22 protein-coding genes are annotated in these 18,940 nt (G+C 66.6%); 15 read left to right on the top strand and 7 right to left on the bottom strand.

Annotation, left to right across the window (positions count from 1 at the left end; genetic code table 11):
• Positions 1-16: 16 nt before the first annotated feature.
• On the bottom strand, positions 17-217 hold the full coding sequence (locus P0D62_RS08920) for a DUF7455 domain-containing protein (RefSeq protein WP_275702287.1): 201 nt from the start codon (positions 215-217) through the stop codon (positions 17-19).
• A 122-nt stretch (positions 218-339) separates the two neighbouring features.
• Here P0D62_RS08920 and P0D62_RS08925 point away from each other — a divergent pair, with 122 nt between their 5' ends.
• Positions 340-2,418, top strand: a complete 2,079-nt coding sequence (locus tag P0D62_RS08925; protein ID WP_275702288.1) for a DNA gyrase/topoisomerase IV subunit B — start codon at positions 340-342, stop codon at positions 2,416-2,418.
• 86 nt (positions 2,419-2,504) lie between these two features.
• On the opposite strand, the gene P0D62_RS08930 is transcribed toward P0D62_RS08925, so the two are convergent.
• Together P0D62_RS08930 and P0D62_RS08935 are read right to left on the bottom strand one after the other, a co-directional pair.
• Positions 2,505-3,365, bottom strand: a complete 861-nt coding sequence (locus tag P0D62_RS08930) for a hypothetical protein (RefSeq protein WP_275702289.1) — start codon at positions 3,363-3,365, stop codon at positions 2,505-2,507.
• Positions 3,362-4,393 carry a hypothetical protein gene (locus tag P0D62_RS08935; RefSeq protein ID WP_275702290.1) on the bottom strand — a complete coding sequence of 344 codons (1,032 nt, stop codon included), beginning with the start codon at positions 4,391-4,393 and terminating at the stop codon, positions 3,362-3,364. The genes P0D62_RS08930 and P0D62_RS08935 overlap by 4 nt, the downstream gene beginning before the upstream one ends.
• A gap of 51 nt (positions 4,394-4,444) precedes the next feature.
• Here P0D62_RS08935 and P0D62_RS08940 point away from each other — a divergent pair, with 51 nt between their 5' ends.
• The gene (locus P0D62_RS08940; RefSeq protein ID WP_275702291.1) at positions 4,445-4,726 is read left to right on the top strand and encodes a GNAT family N-acetyltransferase; all 282 of its coding nucleotides are present in this window, start codon (positions 4,445-4,447) and stop codon (positions 4,724-4,726) included.
• Between the two features lie 53 nt (positions 4,727-4,779).
• On the opposite strand, the gene P0D62_RS08945 is transcribed toward P0D62_RS08940, so the two are convergent.
• The 4 genes from P0D62_RS08945 to P0D62_RS08960 form a co-directional block, all read right to left on the bottom strand.
• On the bottom strand, positions 4,780-5,742 hold the full coding sequence (locus P0D62_RS08945) for an alpha/beta fold hydrolase (RefSeq protein ID WP_275702292.1): 963 nt from the start codon (positions 5,740-5,742) through the stop codon (positions 4,780-4,782).
• A 134-nt stretch (positions 5,743-5,876) separates the two neighbouring features.
• On the bottom strand, positions 5,877-6,731 hold the full coding sequence (locus tag P0D62_RS08950; RefSeq protein WP_275702293.1) for a helix-turn-helix domain-containing protein: 855 nt from the start codon (positions 6,729-6,731) through the stop codon (positions 5,877-5,879).
• 165 nt (positions 6,732-6,896) lie between these two features.
• Positions 6,897-7,424, bottom strand: coding sequence for an MFS transporter (locus P0D62_RS08955; RefSeq protein WP_275702294.1), 528 nt, complete (start codon positions 7,422-7,424; stop codon positions 6,897-6,899).
• On the bottom strand, positions 7,307-8,188 hold the full coding sequence (locus P0D62_RS08960; protein WP_275702295.1) for an MFS transporter: 882 nt from the start codon (positions 8,186-8,188) through the stop codon (positions 7,307-7,309). Before P0D62_RS08960 ends, P0D62_RS08955 begins: the two co-directional genes overlap by 118 nt.
• A gap of 308 nt (positions 8,189-8,496) precedes the next feature.
• Here P0D62_RS08960 and P0D62_RS08965 point away from each other — a divergent pair, with 308 nt between their 5' ends.
• The 13 genes from P0D62_RS08965 to P0D62_RS09025 all read left to right on the top strand — a co-directional run bounded on the left by P0D62_RS08965 (position 8,497) and on the right by P0D62_RS09025 (position 18,939).
• Positions 8,497-9,417 carry an alpha/beta hydrolase gene (locus P0D62_RS08965; RefSeq protein WP_275702296.1) on the top strand — a complete coding sequence of 307 codons (921 nt, stop codon included), beginning with the start codon at positions 8,497-8,499 and terminating at the stop codon, positions 9,415-9,417.
• Between the two features lie 126 nt (positions 9,418-9,543).
• Positions 9,544-11,580 (top strand): threonine--tRNA ligase, encoded by a 2,037-nt coding sequence (gene thrS / locus P0D62_RS08970; protein ID WP_275702297.1) that lies wholly within the window; start codon positions 9,544-9,546, stop codon positions 11,578-11,580.
• A gap of 6 nt (positions 11,581-11,586) precedes the next feature.
• Entirely contained in the window at positions 11,587-12,132 is a 546-nt protein-coding gene (locus P0D62_RS08975; protein ID WP_275702298.1) for an HIT family protein, read from the top strand.
• A gap of 1 nt (position 12,133) precedes the next feature.
• Positions 12,134-12,958 carry an LpxL/LpxP family acyltransferase gene (locus P0D62_RS08980; protein ID WP_275702299.1) on the top strand — a complete coding sequence of 275 codons (825 nt, stop codon included), beginning with the start codon at positions 12,134-12,136 and terminating at the stop codon, positions 12,956-12,958.
• Positions 12,955-13,998: a glycosyltransferase family 4 protein gene (locus P0D62_RS08985; protein ID WP_275702300.1), complete on the top strand. Its 1,044-nt coding sequence runs from the start codon at positions 12,955-12,957 to the stop codon at positions 13,996-13,998. Before P0D62_RS08980 ends, P0D62_RS08985 begins: the two co-directional genes overlap by 4 nt.
• Entirely contained in the window at positions 13,995-14,612 is a 618-nt protein-coding gene (locus tag P0D62_RS08990; protein WP_275702301.1) for a CDP-alcohol phosphatidyltransferase family protein, read from the top strand. The genes P0D62_RS08985 and P0D62_RS08990 overlap by 4 nt, the downstream gene beginning before the upstream one ends.
• Positions 14,596-15,378: a DUF881 domain-containing protein gene (locus tag P0D62_RS08995; protein WP_275702302.1), complete on the top strand. Its 783-nt coding sequence runs from the start codon at positions 14,596-14,598 to the stop codon at positions 15,376-15,378. The genes P0D62_RS08990 and P0D62_RS08995 overlap by 17 nt, the downstream gene beginning before the upstream one ends.
• 4 nt (positions 15,379-15,382) lie before the next feature.
• Positions 15,383-15,715, top strand: coding sequence for a small basic family protein (locus tag P0D62_RS09000; protein ID WP_275702303.1), 333 nt, complete (start codon positions 15,383-15,385; stop codon positions 15,713-15,715).
• Entirely contained in the window at positions 15,708-16,463 is a 756-nt protein-coding gene (locus P0D62_RS09005) for a DUF881 domain-containing protein (protein ID WP_275702304.1), read from the top strand. The genes P0D62_RS09000 and P0D62_RS09005 overlap by 8 nt, the downstream gene beginning before the upstream one ends.
• A gap of 84 nt (positions 16,464-16,547) precedes the next feature.
• Positions 16,548-17,024 (top strand): FHA domain-containing protein, encoded by a 477-nt coding sequence (locus tag P0D62_RS09010; protein WP_275702305.1) that lies wholly within the window; start codon positions 16,548-16,550, stop codon positions 17,022-17,024.
• Positions 17,025-17,029: 5 nt separating this feature from the next.
• Positions 17,030-17,752 (top strand): transcriptional regulator FtsR, encoded by a 723-nt coding sequence (ftsR, locus tag P0D62_RS09015; protein WP_275702306.1) that lies wholly within the window; start codon positions 17,030-17,032, stop codon positions 17,750-17,752.
• A complete protein-coding gene (locus P0D62_RS09020) occupies positions 17,739-18,209 on the top strand; it encodes a bifunctional nuclease family protein (protein ID WP_275702307.1) in 471 nt (156 codons plus the stop codon). The genes ftsR and P0D62_RS09020 overlap by 14 nt, the downstream gene beginning before the upstream one ends.
• Before the next feature lie 154 nt (positions 18,210-18,363).
• Positions 18,364-18,939: a MerR family transcriptional regulator gene (locus P0D62_RS09025; RefSeq protein WP_275702308.1), complete on the top strand. Its 576-nt coding sequence runs from the start codon at positions 18,364-18,366 to the stop codon at positions 18,937-18,939.
• Position 18,940: the final 1 nt, after the last annotated feature.

Raw genomic sequence — 18,940 nt, forward strand, 5'->3', positions numbered from 1 at the left:
CGTCTCGCGAGAGCGCCTATTTCTCGCGCAGTCGGTTCGTCTCGTCCTGGATATGGCTGGCGATCTCGGTGAGCTTTTCACGGTGTGCCGTGGCGTGGTGGGCGCAGAACAACAGCTCGCCGCCGGAACGCAGGAACACTCGAAGATACGCCTGGGCGCCGCACCGATCGCAGCGATCGAGTGCGGTCAAAGTGGGATTGGCTACCGTTTCGGTCATGTGACGTATCCTCCTCTTCAACTTCTCGCTGGTTACAACGTAGCGCGCGATCGGTTCGTTCCCCAGTCTGCTCACGGAGTGTTCTTCTCTGAGCAAACAACTGCGTCGAGTAGCCTGTCTCGGTGCAGACCACCCAACAGCAGCAGCATTCGCGTGACTACGAGGCCAAGCACCTGCTGGTACTCGAGGGCCTGGAAGCCGTGCGCAAACGGCCCGCCATGTATATCGGCTCCACCGACACGCGCGGTCTCATGCATTGCCTCTGGGAGATCATCGACAACTCCGTCGACGAGGCGCTGGCCGGTTTCGGCGAGAAGATCCACATCAGCTTGAACCGCGACGGGTCGATCAGTGTGCTGGACACCGCTCGCGGCATCCCCGTCGACACCGAGCCCCGCACCGGGCTGTCCGGCGTTGAAGTGGTGTTCACCAAGCTGCACGCGGGCGGCAAGTTCGGCAACTCCAGCTACAACGCCACCGGCGGTCTGCACGGTGTGGGCGCGTCGGTGGTCAATGCGCTCAGCTCGCGGCTGGACGTCGAGGTGGACCGCAACGGCGCCACCTGGGCGATGAGCTTCCAGCGCGGCGTGCCAGGGGTGTTCGACGGCGAGGGCCCTGACGCGCCGTTCACCCCGCAGGGCGGGCTGCGCAAGATCAAGACCCGCCTGGCCAAGACCAAGACCGGCACCCGCGTCCACTACTGGCCCGACCGCCAGATCTTCCTGCCCGATGCGCAGCTCAGCGTCGACCAGCTGCTGGATCGCGCTCGGCAGACGTCGTTCCTGGTGCCGGGCCTGGAGCTCGTGGTCGACGACCGTCGTCACGACCAGCCCCTCCACGAGAGCTTCGTGCACGCCGGCGGCATCACCGAGTTCGTGGATTTCCTGGCCCCCGACGAGCCCGTCACCGAGGTGCTGCGGCTGCAGGGCCACGACACCTTCGTCGAGACGGTGCCGATGCTGGACGACGCCGGCGCCATGACGCCCACCGACGTGGAGCGCGACCTCGCCGTCGACATCGCGGTGCGCTGGGGCAACAAGTACGACACCACGCTGCGCTCCTTCGTCAACATCATCTCCACGCCCAAGGGCGGCACGCACGTCTCGGGCTTCGAGCGCGGGTTGCTGCGCGCCTTCGTGAAGGGGATGGACGGCACGCGGGTGCTCAAGGCCGGCGAGGAGATCATCAAGGACGACTGCCTGGAGGGCATGACGGCCGTGGTCACCGTGCGGCTGGCCGAGCCCCAGTTCGAGGGCCAGACCAAGGAGGTGCTCGGCACCCCGCCGGTGCAGCGGGCCGTGATGCGCATCGTCGAGTCGGAGCTGGGGGAGTTCCTGAACAGCTCCAAGCCGTCGGTCAAGGCCGTCGCGCGCACCGTGATGGAGAAGGTGGCCAACGCCTCTCGGGCGCGGGTGCAGGCGCGGGCGCATCGCGAGAATCAGCGGCGCAAGACGGCGCTGGCGTCGTCGTCGCTGCCGCCCAAGCTGAAGGACTGCCGCTCGTCGGACCCCGACCGCACCGAACTGTTCATCGTCGAGGGCGACTCGGCACTCGGCACCGCCAACGTGGCGCGCAACTCCGAGTACCAGGCGCTGCTGCCGATCCGCGGAAAGATCCTCAACGTGCAGAAGGCCTCCGTGGGCGACATGCTGAAGAACGCCGAGTGCGCCTCGATCATCCAGGTGGTGGGGGCCGGGTCGGGTCGGTCCTTCGATCTGGATGCAGCCCGCTACAACAAGATCATCTTCATGGCCGACGCCGATTCGGACGGCGCTCACATCCGGTGCCTGCTGGCCACGCTGTTCTTCCGCTACATGAGGCCCTTGGTGGAGGCCGGCCGCGTGTACGCAGCGGTCCCGCCGCTGCATCGCTTCGAGCTGATTAATCCCAAGCGCGGCTACGACAAGTACATCTACACCTACTCCGACCCCGAATATCAGCGCAAGGCCGCTGAACTCACCAAGCGCGGCCAGAGGTTCAAGGAGCCGCAGCGCTACAAGGGCCTGGGTGAGATGGATGCCAGCCAGCTGGCGGAGACCACGATGAATCCCCGGCACCGCACCCTGCGCCGGATCACCGTCGACGACGCGAATGCCGCCGAACGCGTCTTCAACGTCCTGATGGGCAACGACGTGGCCCCACGCAAGGAGTTCATCGTCGAAGGCGCCTACCAGCTGGAGCAAGACCGCATCGACGCCTGACCCCGCCACCTGACGCTCTTCGAGGTGCGAGGCCGCCCGCGGCCGAGCCTCGAGGAGAGCCAGCGGGGGAATCCGCAGGAAGCCGGTCACTCGATGGCTTTGCGGAAGTCTTCCGGTTTCGGGAGGTAGTACAGCGCCAGGGAACCCAGGATCTGGACCACCTGCGCCGTAGCGGTCTCGCGTTCGGCGTCGTTGGTCGAGCGAGCGGCCAAACGTGCGGCGCCAGCGGCTCGTCGGGCAGGATCGCGGGCTGTCTGTGGGAGATGCGCAAGTCCGAGGGTCTCAGCGTTCGCGCGAGCGGTCTCGAAGGTGACCTTCACCAGCGACGCGCGACGTACCGCTTCGTCCTCTGGTGTGGCATCGGTCACGTCGGCCCACAAAGCCAGCGCGGTGTCGAACTGCTTGGTCAGGGGAACGGCGGAGTCGAAGAGCGCTGCGTTCTCGATCCGATAGGCGATGTCGCCGAGCATCCGGCCGTAGCTCTCCCGCACCTCCGCGACCTGCGCCTCGGCTCGGGCTCGGGGCCCGTTGTTGGCAGGCAGGCTCGCGAGCGCCTCGTTGACGGTGAGCCATCGGCCCGACTCCCGCGGTAGGAGAAGCGGCGGACGTAGCGGCCGCCAGTGCACCGCGGCGAGTCGGAAGGCGCGCTCTGGCACCAGCTCCTGCGCGATGGCGAGGGACTCCACGGTCGCGCGCCAGGACACCTCGCGGACGCGGGTGCGCGGCAGCGGGCCGATGTTGCGCCACTGCGTGACGCCGAGAAGCCGCTCGCTCCAGAAGCTACTGGTAGCCGATCCATGGGAGGCGAGATCGGCGACGAGCACGTCGGACCCCGCCACGAGCAGGACAGCGCGGCCTTGGAGCGGGGCGTCCAGATCGATGGGCAGCCAGAGCGGCCCCTCGATCTGGATGGGGCCTCGGCGGGCGGGATTGCCGGGCAGCCTCATCGGCCCGGCTCGATCGCACGGCGTTGCCCGATCAGGGCAGGGGCGGTGGGGTCAACGGAGGGCAGGTAGTACAGCGCCAGGGAGTTCAGGATTTCAGCCACCCGGGCCCGCGCGGCGTCGCGCTCGGCCTCTGGACCATCGCCGAGGGCGATGGTGGCGGCCTTCGCGGCGCGCCGGGCGGGGTCTCGGGCCGTCTCTGGCAGGTGACTCACACCGAGCCGCTCAGCGTTGCGCATCGCCTCGTCGTAGGCTCTCTCCAACTCGGTGGCCAGTCGCTCGGCGTCGGGCGACGATTCCTCCCACCCGACGAGCGCCACCTGGAAGCGCTGCGTCTCGGGCACTGCGGCGTCGAAGAGCGCTGAGTTCTCGATCCGGTAGACGATGTCAGCGAGCTTTTCTCCGTACGACGCCTTCACGACGCCTACTCGCTCCACAGGGGAGACCCCCACGGCGGCCTCAGGTGGTGGGATCTGCGCCAGCACCGCCGACGACATCATCGATGCGGCGAACAACGAGCCGCCCCCACCGTCAGTGGGGGAGAACACGCTCGCGACGCCGTTCACGGTCGAGTTGCCCCGCGGCCGGGCGGCGATCGCGGTCAGCACCGCAGGGACGAAGAACGCCATGCCCACGGACGGCAGGCCCACCGCGAAGAACACCACCATCGTGACGATCAGTGCGGCGGTGGCGAGGAACAGCCATGGGTTGCCGCCTGGTCGCGTGATGTCCGACGGCCACCGCGTCTCATAGGGCACGCGGGCTGCAGAGTGTGCCTCCACGTCCGCGTGCGCCAGGATGGCGGCGCGCAGCGTGACGGTGGCGCCCGTCGAGGCTCGGGTCGCGACGGGCATGGGGGTTCGGGTGGCGGTATCCGAGACCCACACCCACACGGCTCCGTCCTTACGCGCCGTCACCTTGACCAGCACCAATGTCCGCTTGCCGTCGGGGCCTGTTCCGGACACAGCCAGGTTCTCGCCCACGAGCGACCCGACCGTCGCCTCGAGCGGTACTGGCTGCCAATGATCCATGATGACTTCGACAATACCGACGGGACACTACCGGGACACTAAGCTGTGTGGATGACTGAGGAACTGCGGAAGAACGACGCCGATCGTCACTACGAACTGGTGGTCGACGGCGACGTGGTCGGACATATCGAGTGGGTGGATGAGGGCGACGTGATCGACCTGCCGCACACCATCGTCGACCCGGCGCACGGCGGCAAGGGCTACGGCGGCCTGCTCGCGAAGTACGCCCTCGACGACGTGCGCGCCCAGGGCAAGAAAGCTCGCCCGACGTGCCCCTTCATCGCGCGCTACATCGACCGCCACCCCGACTACGGCGACGTTCGAGCCGACTGACCACCGACACTTACTGGCCGAGCTTCCTATCCGCGCGAGCTCCGTGCAGCGCGTTACTCGCGACGCTCAAGAATCTGCGGAACCCGCTGTGCCGCGCCGCAGAGTTCGACGAAGGCGAGCGCCTGAAGCACCATGTGGCGACGAAGGGGACCGTCGTGAATGGCGTGGCTGGCTCCCTGCATGGCACCGCCATCGACATAGGGCGACGACGTCCGCAGGGCGCTGATGAACTCGGCCACCACCTCCGGCTCGGAGGTCCACAGCGGGTCGAACTCACCCACCCGCCAGTAGACGGGAACCGTCACCTGCGAGGCGATCTTCAAGGCTTCGCGCGGCCAACCGCCACCGATCTCGAGCGCTTCGGAGCGGGACAGGGTGCTGTGACCGACGATGAGGGAGTCATCGACGGGGTTGTCCTCATGAGTCTCGGGCGGGGCGACGCGCGCCCATTCGGGGCCGAACTCGATCTGATCGACGAGCACGTCGAGATCCTCGATGAAGTCGGCAACGGGACTGCTGTTCCATAGCTCGGGGATCCCGGGCATGGGAACATGGCCCACATCGGTTGCGGCCACGCCGAGCAGCGGCCAGGTCCACCCCGGCTCTCCGGCGGCCCACCGCGTCGCGATCATGAACGAGACCGGGCTACCCACCGAACAGCCCATCAGCACGATGCCAGCGCACCCCTCCTCGTCCTCGTACTGGCCCCAGAGATCCGTCAGAGCATCGCCGATCCGCTTTGCGCTGGCATCGTAGAGTCCTTCGTCCTGGGTGCCGGGGATGTCGAGCCACTCGCTTCCGGCGTACCCCGGACGGTTCAGTCCGACGCCGGGGAAGCCGAGGTCGGCGGCGAGCCCCAGGATGGAGAACTCTTTCCGCACGGTCTCGGAGCAGTTGCTGCCGCCGCCGTGAAGATGAACGATCAACGGCCCCCGGACCTTTCCGGGCGGATCGACCGCGATGCCGGTGACCTTGCCGTCGAGCAGCTCGATCCTTCTTATGTTCGCTGTGGCCATAGCGCGTTCCTCTTCGTTGATGGGGCGACCTGATGGCGACGATCTTGGCACCGAATTCAGGGTCTTCGTTACCGTAGCGTGTCTCGTGTTCGTCGTGAATAGGCCAGATATGGCCCTCTCAGGGAAGGACCGGTCTATTTCTGGTTTTGCGACGCGACCCACTGGGCGAGTCGCTCCAATGCGTCAGCGGAACTACTTCCTGGCGCCGCAGTCCAGATGAGGAGTTGTTGATCCGGGTCCGCAACCGCCGAAAGCGCCTCCCAGGTCACCTCGAACTCGCCGACCAGCGGATGACGTATCTTCTTCTTTCCTTCCGCCCGATAGGCGATGGGATGGGAGGACCACAGCGTGGTGAAAAACTCGTCTTGGGCGGAAAGATCCGAGACGAGCTCGGCGATTTCTGGGTCGTTCGGGCGGCGTCCGGCTTCCACTCTGAGATGGGCGACAGCCATCTCCGCCACGTGCTCCCAGTTCTTGTAGAGAAGCCGCATCCGTGGGTCGGTGAAGAGAGCCCAGAGGTAGTTCTGCCTCTTGGGCAACTGAGACTCGATGTCCCCGAGGATGGCCGAGGCCATGGGGTTCCACGCAAGGAGGTTCAGCGACGGTCCAACCACCATGGCCGGGGTTCCGGTGAGTTCGTCGAGGAGGTACTTCAGAACCGGGCGGATCTCCAGTGACCGTTGCCTGGTGCGTGGGAGATCCTGTTCCTTTCCCGCCAGCGCGAAGATATAGGATCGCTCGTCTTCGGACAGCTGAAGGGCATCTGCGATGGAATCGAGAACTCTCTCCGACGCGGGTCGTCGTCCTTGTTCCAGGCGGGTGTAGAAGTCGGTGCTGATACAGGCCAGCCGCGCAACTTCCTCGCGACGGAGCCCCGGTACTCGTCTGAGGCCGTATCCCTCGGAGAGCCCCGCCATCTCTGGCGTCACCTCCTGGCGCCGGGCACGCAGGAACGATCCGAGTGCTAACGCGTTGGCGTTGCTGGTCATCGTTGCCACTCCCGTCGACTCGCAGGGGCGTCGTACGGGTCAATCTATCCGCCGCTTCTCTCGCATGGGTGGGACAGAAATGACCTAGGTAAGGCTCTTCCTAGGCCCGCAAATCCGGCGCCGCGCTCCTCGAGGGAAACGCAGCGCCGGACGTGGTGGCGAACGCTACTTCACCGACTTGATGGGGAACACCAACAAGGACGAGAGCACCACTCCGATGATCGCGTAGACGAAGATCACCGAGTAGCCACCGGTGAGGCCGATGAGGAAAGCCGCGAGAATCGGAACCATGATCTGCGGGATGTTCGACGCGAGGTTCAGCACTCCCAAGTCCTTGCCCACCTCGCCTTGCGAGGGGAGCACGTCGATCATGAGGGCCAGGTCCACGGAGGTGTAGGCGCCGTAGCCGATGCCCACCACGAAGGCATAGATGTACATCGAGGTCGTGGTCGGGATGAAGAAGGGCACCGCGATCGCGATGGCCATCACGGCGCTGGAGCCGAAGACGAACATCTTGCGGCGTCCTGTGACGTCGGAGAGCCGGCCGAACAGCACCGTGCTGATCATCATCGTGATCATGGTGAAGATCGACATGAAGCCGAGGGTCTTGCCGGCTTCGGCGAGCTCGAGTCCGATGTAGTCGGTGAGGATGTAGAGGCCATAGGCCTGGATGGCCTGGTAGCCGAGCACCATGAAGAAGCGACCACCAAAGGCCCATACGAGTCGGGATGCTTCTTGAAGTTCAGCGGACGAACGAAGCCGAGCGCGAACTCCTTCCAGCTGAAATCGCTTTGAACCAGTCCTCGAGAATCCTTGTCGCGGTTGAGGAACACGAAGAGAAGGGTCACCACGATCATCGTCGTACCGAAGACGGTGTATCCGAAACCGATCCGGTCGAGGAGGTTGCCGGCGATCGCCATGCCGCCCGAGATGCCGAGCGCCTGGCCCACGCCGACGAAGGACGAGCCGAAGGCGCGATGCTCGTAGTTCACGCGGTCAGCGATCAGCGTCGAGATCGGGCCCTGCATGATGTTGAGCAGCACCTGGACGAGGACCGCGCAGATGCCGATGTAGGCGACGGTGTTGGCGAACTGCATCAGGATGACGATGGTGCCACCGGACAGGCCGCCGAGGACCATCCACGGGGCACGGCGGCCGAACTTCGACTTGGTGCGGTCGGACAACGCCCCCACGATCGGCTGGATGAACATCGTGAACACGGCCGTCACGCTCATGATCGCGGCGAGGTTGTTCTCCTTGTTCGCGTTGTCGATGTCGGCGAGCACCGCCGGCATGAACACGGCGCCGACCGCTGCATAACACGCGAAGATGAGGAAGAAGCCCATCATCAAAGAGACGAAGAGTTTGTTTCGTTGACCCGCGCTCAGCTGGAATGGCTCCATGCCTTCTGGAGTTGGCGGGGGCGTGGTCGTGGCGGTGCCCTTCGATTCTGACATTCGAGTTCCCTTAGCGGTCACAAAGAGGTATCCACTGAGATCCTCTTCGATAGTGGATGAGCCGTTGCGCCGTTGCCGACATCGCTATCGTTGGCTGCACAACACGCCAACGGTAGCCTCAGCCGTAATCCGATCTCTAGCAATATGGCTAGGCCAATCATGTCCTAGGAACCCTGCTCTGGCGTGCGTGTGAGGATGGGACATGACTGTCCCTGGCAGAGCGTCATCGCTGTTTGATAGGGATGTCTATTGCAGTTCCCGCGTGTGAGCTGGTGGCAGTCGACGACGACAGGAAAGGGGAGGCGCGCATGAGCACCTCTATAGAGTTCGTACCCGGAGGATTCTCGACCAAGGTGGTCGAACTGAACCTGGAGAGCTTCCAGATCGAGTCAGAAAAGACAGGTGGCCGGTACAACATTTCCGTCTCACTGCCCGATGGTGCGGACAAGATGGGCCCCTTGCCCGTGGTCTATACCCTGGACGCGCAATGGCATGGCGGCGGTTATGAGAAGGCCCACAACGGGCTGATGAAGGGCGAGTCGCTCTGGCCGGCCGGCCCCTTCGTCCAGGTGAACATCGGCTACACGATGGAGGACGGCGACCTCGCCGTCGCGCTACGCAACCACGACCTTGTTCCTCAGGGCGATGCGTTCCCTGAGGGCTTCCGCGAGTACCTCGCCGAGCATCTGGGCAGCGCGGGAGAACACGCCAGCGACGACAAGCTCGACTTCTTCTTCAAAATCCTCGACGACCCTCGGGCGGATCTCTTCTTGTCCTTCCTCGAAGACGATCTTCACCCGTTGATCAAGAGTCGCTACAACGTGAGCGACGAGAATGCCGGCGTCTTCGGCTTCTCCTACGGCGGCTTGTTCGCCCTGTACGCGCTTGTCGCGCAGAGCAAGCTGTTCACCCGATTCGGTGCGGCGAGCGCCGGCCTGCTCACCCCCAACAGCAAGGTCTTCACCCTCTACCAGGAACTGGTCGCCAGCGACACCTCCGGGCGGCAACGCCATGTCCACTTCACAATCGGTGGAGGCGAGGTGTGGGGGCGGGTGTCCTTGTATCGGAAGATGACGATCGAGATCCTCAAGCTCCACAACGAGATGCTCGATCACCCGGTCGACGGGCTCAAGGTCACCAGCCACTACATTGAGGGCGAGGACCACGAGACGGGGATCATCGAGGCATACAAGAGCTTCGCGAGGGCGTGTTACCCCGACCGCCGCTGACGGTCGGTCGTGATGACGGCACCGTGTCGGGTCTGCGGACTGGGTGACTCTCGCGCGAGTGCGGCACAATAGCCCGTGGGGCAGAACCCTGCCCCGTCTTGATAGTTAAGTTCCAAGGAGAGCCCGATGAGTGGAGTCATCACCGTCCGCCGCAACGACGAAGCGGAACAGGTGGAGCTGACGACCACGACCACCGGCCTCGACCTGTTCGGCGACGACCGCACCGTCGTTGCGATGCGCGTGGACGGCGAAACCCTCGACCTGCAGCGCGAGCTGAACGACGGCGACGAAGTGGAGCCGGTGCTGATCAGCGAACCAGAGGGTCTGTCGATCCTGCGCCACTCCGCGGGCCACGTCACTGCGCAGGCCCTGCAACACCTCTTCGTCGAAGCGAAGCTCGGTATCGGCCCGCCGATCACCGACGGCTTCTACTACGACTTCCAGACCGAGCCGCTGACCCCGGCCGACCTGAAGGCCATCGAGAAGAAGATGGGACAGATCGTCAAGGAGCGCCAGCGCTTCGTCCGCCGTGTCGTCACCGACGAGGAGGCTCGCGAGGAGCTGGCCGGCGAGCCGTTCAAGCTGGAGCTGATCACCGACAAGGGATCCGCCTCCGACGACGACGGCTCGTCCGTCGAGGTGGGCGCCGGCGAGCTGACCATCTACGACAACGTCCGTCGCGACGGATCGGTGGCGTGGAAGGACCTCTGCCGCGGGCCCCACGTGCCGCACACCGGCTACCTCGGCAACGGCTGGGGCCTCACCCGCAGTTCGGCTGCCTACTGGCGCGGCGACCAGCGCAATGCCGGGTTGCAGCGCGTCTACGGCACCGCGTGGCCCAGCAAGGACGAGCTCCAGGCCTACAAGACCCGCCTGGAGGAGGCCGCCAAGCGCGACCACCGCAAGCTCGGCCAAGAGCTCGACCTGTTCAGCTTCCACGAGATCGTCGGCTCCGGGTTGCCGCTGTTCCATCCCAAGGGCGGCGTGATCAAGCGCGCCATGGAGGACTACGTGCGCGCCCGCCACATCGAGGAGGGCTTCGACTACGTCGGCACCCCGCACATCGCCAAGGAGGAGCTGTTCTACACCTCCGGGCATCTGCCGTACTACGCCGACGGCATGTTCCCGGCGCTGCTGGAGGACGCCGAGCGCGACGAGCAGGGCAATGTCGTCAAGGGCGGTCAGGCCTACCGACTGAAGGCCATGAACTGCCCCATGCACAACCTGATCTTCGCCTCGCGGGGCCGTTCCTACCGCCAGCTGCCGCTGCGGTTCTTCGAGTTCGGCACCGTCTATCGCGACGAGAAGTCGGGCGTCGTGCAGGGCCTCACCCGGGTGCGCTCGATCACTCAGGACGACTCGCACAGCTACTGCGCCAAGGAGCAGGCACCCGACGAGGTGCGCCACCTGTTGCGCTTCGTGCTGTCGCTGCTGATCGACTTCGGCCTCACCGACGTCGCGCTCGAGGTCTCGACCCGCGACGAGGACGGCAAGAAGAAGGACAAGTTCATCGGCTCCGACGAGCAGTGGGCCGAGGCCACGGCCATCCTGCAGGAGATCGCCGACGAGTCCGGCCTGCCGGTGGTGGCGGACCCGGGTGGCGCCGCCTACTACGGCCCGAAGATCTCGATCCAGGCGAAGGACGCCATCGGCCGCACCTGGCAGATGTCGACCATCCAGTACGACTTCAACCAGCCCGAGCGCTTCGAGCTGGAGTACACCGCCTCGGACGGCTCCCGCCAGCGCCCGGTGATGATCCACTCGGCCAAGTTCGGCTCCATCGAGCGGTTCATGGGCGTGCTGATCGAGCACTACGCGGGCGCCTTCCCGGCCTGGCTGGCCCCCGTCCAGGTGGTCGCCGTGCCGGTGGCAGGCGAGTTCGACGAGTACCTCGGCGGCGTCGTGGCGCAGCTGCGTGCCCAGGGCGTGCGCGTGCACTTCGACGACTCCGACGACCGGTTCGGCAAGAAGATCCGCAACGCTACCCAGGAGAAGGCCCCCTTCATCCTGATCGCCGGCGGCGACGATCGCGAGGCCAACGCGGTCTCCTTCCGCTACCGCGACGGCTCGCAGCGCAACCAGGTGCCCGTCGAGCAGGCGATCGCCGAGATCGTGGCGTTCATCGCCTCGCGCTCCAACGAGAACCCCACCGCGGAGGCCTGAGCCCCCGTGAGTGACGACGCGTCCGTGGTGCCCCCGGGAACTCTCCCGGGGGTGCCCGACGCCTTCCAGCGCCTCTGGACCCCGCACCGGATGGTCTACATCAACGGCGAGGGCAAGCCGAAGGACGCGGGCGAGTGCCCCTTCTGCGCCTCGCCGGGCCGGTCGGACGAGGACGGGCTGATCGTCGCGCGCGGCGAGCACGCCTTCGTGGTGATGAACCTGTTCCCGTACTCGCCGGGCCACCTGCTGATCTGTCCCTATCGCCATGTCGCCGACTACACGGACGCCACTGACGACGAGGTGTCCGAGATCGCGGCGCTGAGTCAGCGGGCGATGACGGTGCTGCGCCGCGTCAGCCATCCGCACGGCTTCAACCTCGGCATCAACCAGGGCGACGTGGCGGGCGCGGGCATCGCGATGCACCTGCACCAGCACATCGTGCCCCGGTGGCAGGGCGACGCCAACTTCCTGCCGATCATCGCCCAGACCAAGGCGGTGCCGCAGCTGCTGAACGACGCCCGCCGGCTGCTGGCCGAGGCTTGGAACGACTGACGTGTCGCCCCGCCTGATCCGCGTCATGTGGGCGGTGGCATCCCGGCTGCCGTTGCCCCTCGCCGAGGTGCTGGAGGTGTTGGTCGCGTGCGTGTGCACACTGCTGCCCCTCCGGCCCGTGCGACGCTGGGAGGCCAACGTCGAGGCGACGATCGGGCGCCCACCCACCATGATCGAGCGATGGCGGATGCTGCGCTGGTGGGCCCGCAACAACCTCTGGTCGCTGTCGTTGGCCCGTTGGAGCGACGAGCAGGTGCTGCGCCGCGTGATCATCTCCGACGAGCACCTCCAGCGCCTACGCGACTCCATCGCCGGCCCCGGGCTGGTGCTGGCGCTGCCTCACATGGGCAGCTGGGACTTCGCCGGGGCCTGGTGCGCGCGCGTCGGCATCAGGGTGGTGAGCGTCGCCGAACGCCTGCCCTCTGGGTTGTTCGAGCTGTTCCGCGACGCGCGCGCCGGGATGGGCATGGAGATCTTCCCCGTCGACCATCCCGGGCTGATGGGCGACCTCGCGGCCGCGGTGCGGGACAAGAAGATGGTCTGCCTGCTCGCCGACCGCGATCTCGGCGGGCGGGGCGTCGCCGTCGACTGGGCGGGCCACCAGGTCACCCTGCCCCCCGGGCCGGCGCTGCTGGCGCTGCGCACCGGCGCGGACCTCCGCCTCACCACGACGCATTTCGAGGGCGGGCGGGTGCGCCTGCGCATCTCGGAGACGTTGCCGAACGGCCGGGCCCGGGACATGGCGCAGGCGACGGCCGATGGATTCGTCGACGCGATCCGCTCCGACCCCTCCAACTGGCTGGTCCTGCAGCGGTTCTTCCGATGAGGATCGCGCTGGTCTGCCCCTACAACCTGGACACGCCCGGAGGCGTCGCCACCCATGTCCTGGGCCTCGCCCGCTGGCTGGACGGACAGGGACATCGTGCGACGGTGATCGCGCCCGGCACCTCGGCTCCCAGCGACATCGACGTGCACCTGCTGGGGCCCACCGTCGACTTCCGGTTCAACGGGTCCACCGCGCAGCTCGCGATCTCCCACCGTCAGCGACGGGCCGCCGCTGACGCCGTGCGTGACGCCGACGTGGTGCACGTGCACGAACCGCTCACGCCGGGCGCCGCGTACGCTGCGGCCCGGGCGGCGCGCCGCCTGGTGGTCACTCACCATGCCTCCTTTCCCGTGCCGGGCCTCGTCCGTCCGCTGCTGCGCCGTCGTGCACGGGTGCTGGGGCCTCGGCACAGCCTCGCGGTCTCCGCGGCGGCAGCCCGCACCGCTCGCGAGGCGACAGGACTCGAACCTGCGGTCCTGCCCAACGCCGTCTGGTTGCCCGCGGCGGCCGAAAAGCCGCGAGCAGGGCGGCCTCGCGTGGTCTTCGTCGGCCGCCGCGACGACGCCCGCAAGGGATACGCCACGTTCTCCGCCCTCGCCCGCTCCGGGATCGACGCCGAGTTCATCGCGATCGGGCCCGGTGGCGACCCAGGCCCCGGGGTGCGTACGCTCGGTGTGATCGACGACGACCACCTCGCCGAGGAACTCGGCGCCGCTCAGGTGGTGGTGGCGCCCAATCTTGGGGGAGAGTCGTTCGGCATGGTGCTGGTCGAGGCGCTTGCCGCGGGCTGTGCGCTCGTCGCATCGGATCTGGAGGCCTTCCGGCAGGTCGTGGGCGACGAGCCGGTGGCTCACTGGTTTCCGCCGGGGGACCCGGGCGCCGCTGTGTCGGCGCTGCGTCGGGCCCTGGAGCAGCCGATCGACCCTCAGCGTGCCAGGGCGGTTGCGGAGCGATTCTCCTGGGATGTGGTCGGTCCGCGCGTCCTGGATGCCTATCTCGCGGCCCGTCGTGGCGCGGATGGCATAGGATCGAAGGCGTGAGCTCCCTTACCCCGGCGCAACAGTTCGACACCGACCGGGTGTTCACCATCCCCAATGTGCTGAGCTTCATCCGCCTGCTCGGCGTGCCGGTTTTCTGCTGGCTGATCATCGCCGGCTATGACCGTGCCGCCATCGCCATGCTCGCGGTGTTCGGCCTCACCGACTGGTTCGACGGGTACCTCGCGCGTCGGCTCAAGCAGCGTTCGCCGCTGGGCGCGAAGCTCGATCCCATCGCCGACCGGCTCTACATCCTCGCCGCAGTGGTCGCGCTTCTGGTGCGCGGCATCGTGCCACCGTGGTTCTTCATCCTGCTGCTCGCCCGGGATCTGATGCTCGCCGGACTGATTCCCGCGCTCCGCAAGCACGGCATGGTCTCGCTGCCCGTGAACTGGATCGGCAAGTCGGCCACCATGCTGCTGCTGATCTCGCTGCCCATGATCCTGCTGGGCTCGCCGACGTCGTTCGGCATCGCGTGGGCGCATTGGCTCGGCTGGGTGCTCGCCGCCGCCGGAGCCGGACTCTACTGGGCCGCCGGGTTCATGTACGTCACCGCGACGGTGCGCCTGTTCCGAGCCAAGGACGTCCAGGGGAAAGACGATGCCGCAGCGTCCTGATGCCAGCATGAGCCTGCTGACCGACCTGCAGGAGGGGGCTCTCGAACCCGAGTACAGAACGGCCGGTCGTCGGCGCGACAGATCGCGGTTCACGCTGCCCCTCATGCTGGTCGTGCTCGGGGCGCTGCTCACCTATGCCGCGGTGCAGACGATCGGCGGAACCGACCAGAACGCGGTCGCCCGCGACGAGCTCGTGCAACGCATCGAGGACGAACGGGCACGACAGGAGCAACTGCTCGCCTACGTCGACGAGATGACGATGGAGAACCGTCGACTCGCCGAGGCGGCCCTCACCGATCCGGCGCTCCGGGAGCAGATCAGCGAGGTCGAGCTGGTGGCGGCCGGCGCGGGGGTGACCGGACCCGGGGTGGTCTTCACCCTCGACGATGCAGCCGGCGGAGACTCCACCTCGGGCCAGGTGATGGACTCCGACCTGAGCATCCTGGTCAATGGACTGTACGAAGCCGGCGCCGAGGCCATCGCGATCAACGGTCGACGACTGTCCACCTTGACCGCGATCAGGGCCGCAGGCTCGGCCATCACCGTCGACTACGTGTCGTTGAGCCCGCCGTACCGGGTGGAGGCGATCGGCGATCCGCTCAGTCTCCAAGCGCGATTCGCCCGTACCTCGGCGGCCTCCTGGTGGCAGTATTTGACCAAGAGCTACGGCCTTTCGATGACCATCGAGCAGCCCGAGGACGATCTGACGCTGACAGCGGATCCGGGCATCACGCTCAGATATGCGACGACGGTAGGGGAGAACTAAGGGGATGCTTGCGATTCTGGGCCTGGTGGCAGGCGTACTGGTCGGTCTCGTCCTGCAGCCGACGCTGCCGCCGGTGCTCGCCCCCTATTTTCCCATCGCGATCGTCGCCGCGATCGACGCCATCCTCGGCGCCACGCGCGCCTATCTCGACGGCATCTTCTCCGACCGGGTCTTCGCCGTCAGCTTCCTCTCCAACGTCCTGATCGCGGGAGGCATCGTCTTCATCGGGGATCAGATCGGCGTCGGCAGTCAGCTGTCCACCGGCGTCGTGGTGGTTCTCGGCATCCGGATCTTCACCAACGCGGCGGCGATCAGGCGGGCGCTGCTCCATGCCTGAGGCACAGCCCGCTCCGCAGCGCGCTCGTCCCAGCCGGCGGCAGGCCCTCCTGGCCTTCCTTCGCCCCAGCAAGGGGCAGGCCGTGGTGGCGCTCGTGCTGTTCGTCACGTCGCTGCTGATCGTGCTGACCCTGCGCTCTCAGGCGCAGCAGCCCGAGTTCGCGACGATGCGGCAAGGCGACCTCATCCAGCTGCTCGACAACCAGCAGGCCGAGACGCGGCGCCTGGAGGACGAGATCCGCGAACTCCAGGCCACGCGCTCTCAGCTCGTGAGCGGCGCCGACAGCGCCCGGGCCGCTAAGGAGGAGGCCGAGCGTCGTCTCGAGCAGTTCCAGATCCTGTCGGGGCAGGTGCCGGCGGTGGGGCCGGGCGTCCAGATCCAGATCGACGATCCGCAAGGCAAGATCGGTGCGGAGCTGATGCTGAACGCCGTCGAGGAACTACGCGACGCGGGAGGCGAGGTGATCGAGATCAACGGGACGGTGAGGCTGGTGGCGACCAGTTGGTTTGCCAGCTCACCTAACTCCGCCATCGTCGTCGATGGCACCGAACTGCGTCCTCCATACGTGCTTTCCGTGATCGGGGAGCCGGGCACCTTGGAGGCCGGCGCCAGGTTCCGCGGCGGGCTCGTGAGCCAGGTGGACCGGGTCGGAGGCTCGGTGACGATCACGCAAAGCGACAAGATCGAGATCGAAACCACCGCGTCCCCGATGGAGTTCCGCTTCGCTCAGCCGGTCGTGGACGAGTAGCGCTGTCATAGCGTCACATCGGGTTATCCGGTCCGGTAGGCTGACCAGACGTAACCGGATTTGCCCGTCAGAAAGGGATGCCTGATGAAGTGCCCCCAGTGTGGAACGCAGAGCCCCGACGACGCCCGATTCTGCAGCGTATGCGGCCGGTCCCTGGTTGACACCACGGGCGACACCACCACCATGATCCCGGTGGTGGAGGAGCGTTCGGCAGACCTCACGTCACAAGAGCAGGAGGCCACCGCCGCTCTTGCTCCGGGGCATGCCTTGCTGATCGTCAAGCGCGGGCCGGGGGAGTCCCACCGCTTCCTGATCGACGCGGATGTCACCACCGTGGGTCGTCATCCGGAGTCTGACATCTTTCTCGACGACATCACCGTTTCTCGGCACCACGCCAAGTTCGTGCGCAGCGGGGGGCGACTGTACCTGGAGGATCTCGGCAGCCTGAATGGCACCTATGTGAATCGCACGCTGCTGGACGGACGCGCGCAGGTGCGGGACGGGGATGAGATCCAGATCGGCAAGTACCGCGCCACCATCGCGTTGGGTGAGCCCAGGTAGGCCTGATGGTCGGTGCCGGGCGCACCATCGGCGCCGTGCTGGAGCTGCTCCGCGGTGAGTTCCCCGACATCACGGTCTCGAAGGTCAGGTATTACGAGCGGGTGGGGCTGATCACGCCCGCTCGCGACTCGTCTTCGGGCTATCGCGTCTTCGGCGAAGCCGACATCGGTCGTCTGCGCTACGCCTTGCGTGCGCAGCGCGACCGCTACCTTCCCCTCGAGGTTATTCGCGCCGAGCTGGAAGCCCTCGACAGGGGAGAGCTGGCGCCGACGTCGGCGACGCCCGCCAAGGGCCGGAAGGCTGCGCCGGCGAGGAAGGTCAACGTCCAGGCCAATCGTCTCGACAAGGACCGGCGGTGGACCCGTCGCGAGCTGCTCGACGAGTCGGGCCTGTCCGAGGCCACGCTGGTCCAGCTGGAGCGGATGAAGATGATCAGCGTCAGGCCCCGAAGCGGACGCTACGGCCGTGAGGCGATGGCCATCGCGCGCGCAGCGGCCCGGCTGACCCGTCAAGGCGTCGACGTGCGCCGGCTGCGGATCCTGCAGCAGGCCGCGGCCGGACAGGCGGCGTTGCTGGATCAGATCTTCGAGGGCTACCCGCACGGACGCGGTCCATCCCGGGACAACGTCCAGGAAGTGCTCCAGGTGCTGCAGGACGCGCAGAGCGCCTACCTGCAGGGCAACATCGTCGCGTCGCGTTGGTACCGTGGGATCCATGATCGCTCTTGAGGTGTTGGGCATCCGGCTGTCGGCGCCGGAGGATTCCCCGGTGCTCCTGCTGAGGGAGGAAGACGGCTCCCGCTGTCTGCCCATCTGGATCGGCAACGTCGAGGCCGCCGCCATCGCGATCGTGCTCGACCAGCAGACCGAGGTGACCCGTCCGATGACCCACGACCTTCTCGCGTCGCTGGTGACGTTGTTCGCGGAGGGTGTCGAGGGGCAGGTCGCGATCACCGACATGCGCGACGGCGTGTACTCGGCCGAGCTTCGGATGGGGGAGACCGTCGTCGACGCCCGACCCAGCGACGGGGTGGCGTTGGCCTTGCGCCTCGGGTGGGAGATCGTCTGTCCTGCGGCGCTGATGGACCGGATCGGCGTCGAGGTGGACGAGGTGCCCAACGACGAGGTGGAGCAGTTCCGCGCCTTCCTCGACTCGGTGTCCGCGGAGGATTTCGAGGCCGAGTAGGCGGTTTCGGGGGCTTCTTGGCCCCAGGAACAGCGAGTAAGGATCTACCTCGGCGTGTCGCTGGGGGGTTTCGGGCCGTAAGATTACGGTGAAAACAAGTAGGCAGGTGCCCGGGCACCTCCGAAATTCTTGATACGCAGCGAAGTGAGGGACCGTGGCTGAGACCGGCTCCAAGAAAGCAGGGGGGACATCCCCTCTGCAAGACACCCTGTTCGAGGGCGACTTCGCTCCGCTGCCCAGCGACCTCGGCTTCCGCGGTCCGGTTGCACACCGGGTGGCAGGGATCACCTATCGTCAGCTCGACTACTGGGCCCGCACGGGCCTGGTCGTGCCGGAGATCCGCAACGCCGAGGGCTCCGGCACTCAGCGCCTTTATTCCTTCCGCGACATCTTGCTGTTGCGCGTCGTGAAGCGCTTCCTCGACGTGGGCATCTCCTTGCAGCAGATCCGGGTGGCCATCGAGCACCTTCGGGCGCGCGGCGTCGAGGATCTCACCGAGGTGACGCTGGCCAGTGACGGGTTCAGCGTCTACGAGTGCACCTCCGCCAACGAACTGTTCGACCTCACCAAGGGCGGCCAGGGCATGTTCATGATCTCGGTCGGCTCGGTCTGGCGCGAGATCGAGGGCACCCTCAGCACTCTGCCCACCGAACGAAACGACGGCGACGAGGCCCTGATCGAACTGCCCGGCGACGAGCTCGCCGCGCGGCGCAGGGCGCGCGCCGTCTAGA

This window comes from Tessaracoccus caeni (assembly GCF_029211185.1).
GTDB classification, from domain to species: domain Bacteria; phylum Actinomycetota; class Actinomycetes; order Propionibacteriales; family Propionibacteriaceae; genus Arachnia; species Arachnia caeni.

Bases quoted from the DNA above. Each gene is read 5' to 3' on its own strand.
- P0D62_RS08965 (WP_275702296.1), top strand. From the start codon at position 8,497: ATGAGCACCTCTATAGAGTTCGTACCCGGAGGATTCTCGACCAAGGTG.
- P0D62_RS09010 (WP_275702305.1), top strand. From the start codon at position 16,548: ATGAAGTGCCCCCAGTGTGGAACGCAGAGCCCCGACGACGCCCGATTC.
- P0D62_RS08945 (WP_275702292.1), bottom strand. From the start codon at position 5,742: ATGGCCACAGCGAACATAAGAAGGATCGAGCTGCTCGACGGCAAGGTC.
- P0D62_RS08930 (WP_275702289.1), bottom strand. From the start codon at position 3,365: ATGAGGCTGCCCGGCAATCCCGCCCGCCGAGGCCCCATCCAGATCGAG.
- P0D62_RS08920 (WP_275702287.1), bottom strand. From the start codon at position 217: ATGACCGAAACGGTAGCCAATCCCACTTTGACCGCACTCGATCGCTGC.
- P0D62_RS08985 (WP_275702300.1), top strand. From the start codon at position 12,955: ATGAGGATCGCGCTGGTCTGCCCCTACAACCTGGACACGCCCGGAGGC.
- P0D62_RS09000 (WP_275702303.1), top strand. From the start codon at position 15,383: ATGCTTGCGATTCTGGGCCTGGTGGCAGGCGTACTGGTCGGTCTCGTC.
- P0D62_RS08960 (WP_275702295.1), bottom strand. From the start codon at position 8,188: ATGTCAGAATCGAAGGGCACCGCCACGACCACGCCCCCGCCAACTCCA.
- P0D62_RS08955 (WP_275702294.1), bottom strand. From the start codon at position 7,424: ATGGTGCTCGGCTACCAGGCCATCCAGGCCTATGGCCTCTACATCCTC.
- P0D62_RS09005 (WP_275702304.1), top strand. From the start codon at position 15,708: ATGCCTGAGGCACAGCCCGCTCCGCAGCGCGCTCGTCCCAGCCGGCGG.
- P0D62_RS08950 (WP_275702293.1), bottom strand. From the start codon at position 6,731: ATGACCAGCAACGCCAACGCGTTAGCACTCGGATCGTTCCTGCGTGCC.
- P0D62_RS08940 (WP_275702291.1), top strand. From the start codon at position 4,445: ATGACTGAGGAACTGCGGAAGAACGACGCCGATCGTCACTACGAACTG.
- P0D62_RS08935 (WP_275702290.1), bottom strand. From the start codon at position 4,393: ATGGATCATTGGCAGCCAGTACCGCTCGAGGCGACGGTCGGGTCGCTC.
- ftsR (WP_275702306.1), top strand. From the start codon at position 17,030: ATGGTCGGTGCCGGGCGCACCATCGGCGCCGTGCTGGAGCTGCTCCGC.
- P0D62_RS09020 (WP_275702307.1), top strand. From the start codon at position 17,739: ATGATCGCTCTTGAGGTGTTGGGCATCCGGCTGTCGGCGCCGGAGGAT.
- P0D62_RS08995 (WP_275702302.1), top strand. From the start codon at position 14,596: ATGCCGCAGCGTCCTGATGCCAGCATGAGCCTGCTGACCGACCTGCAG.
- thrS (WP_275702297.1), top strand. From the start codon at position 9,544: ATGAGTGGAGTCATCACCGTCCGCCGCAACGACGAAGCGGAACAGGTG.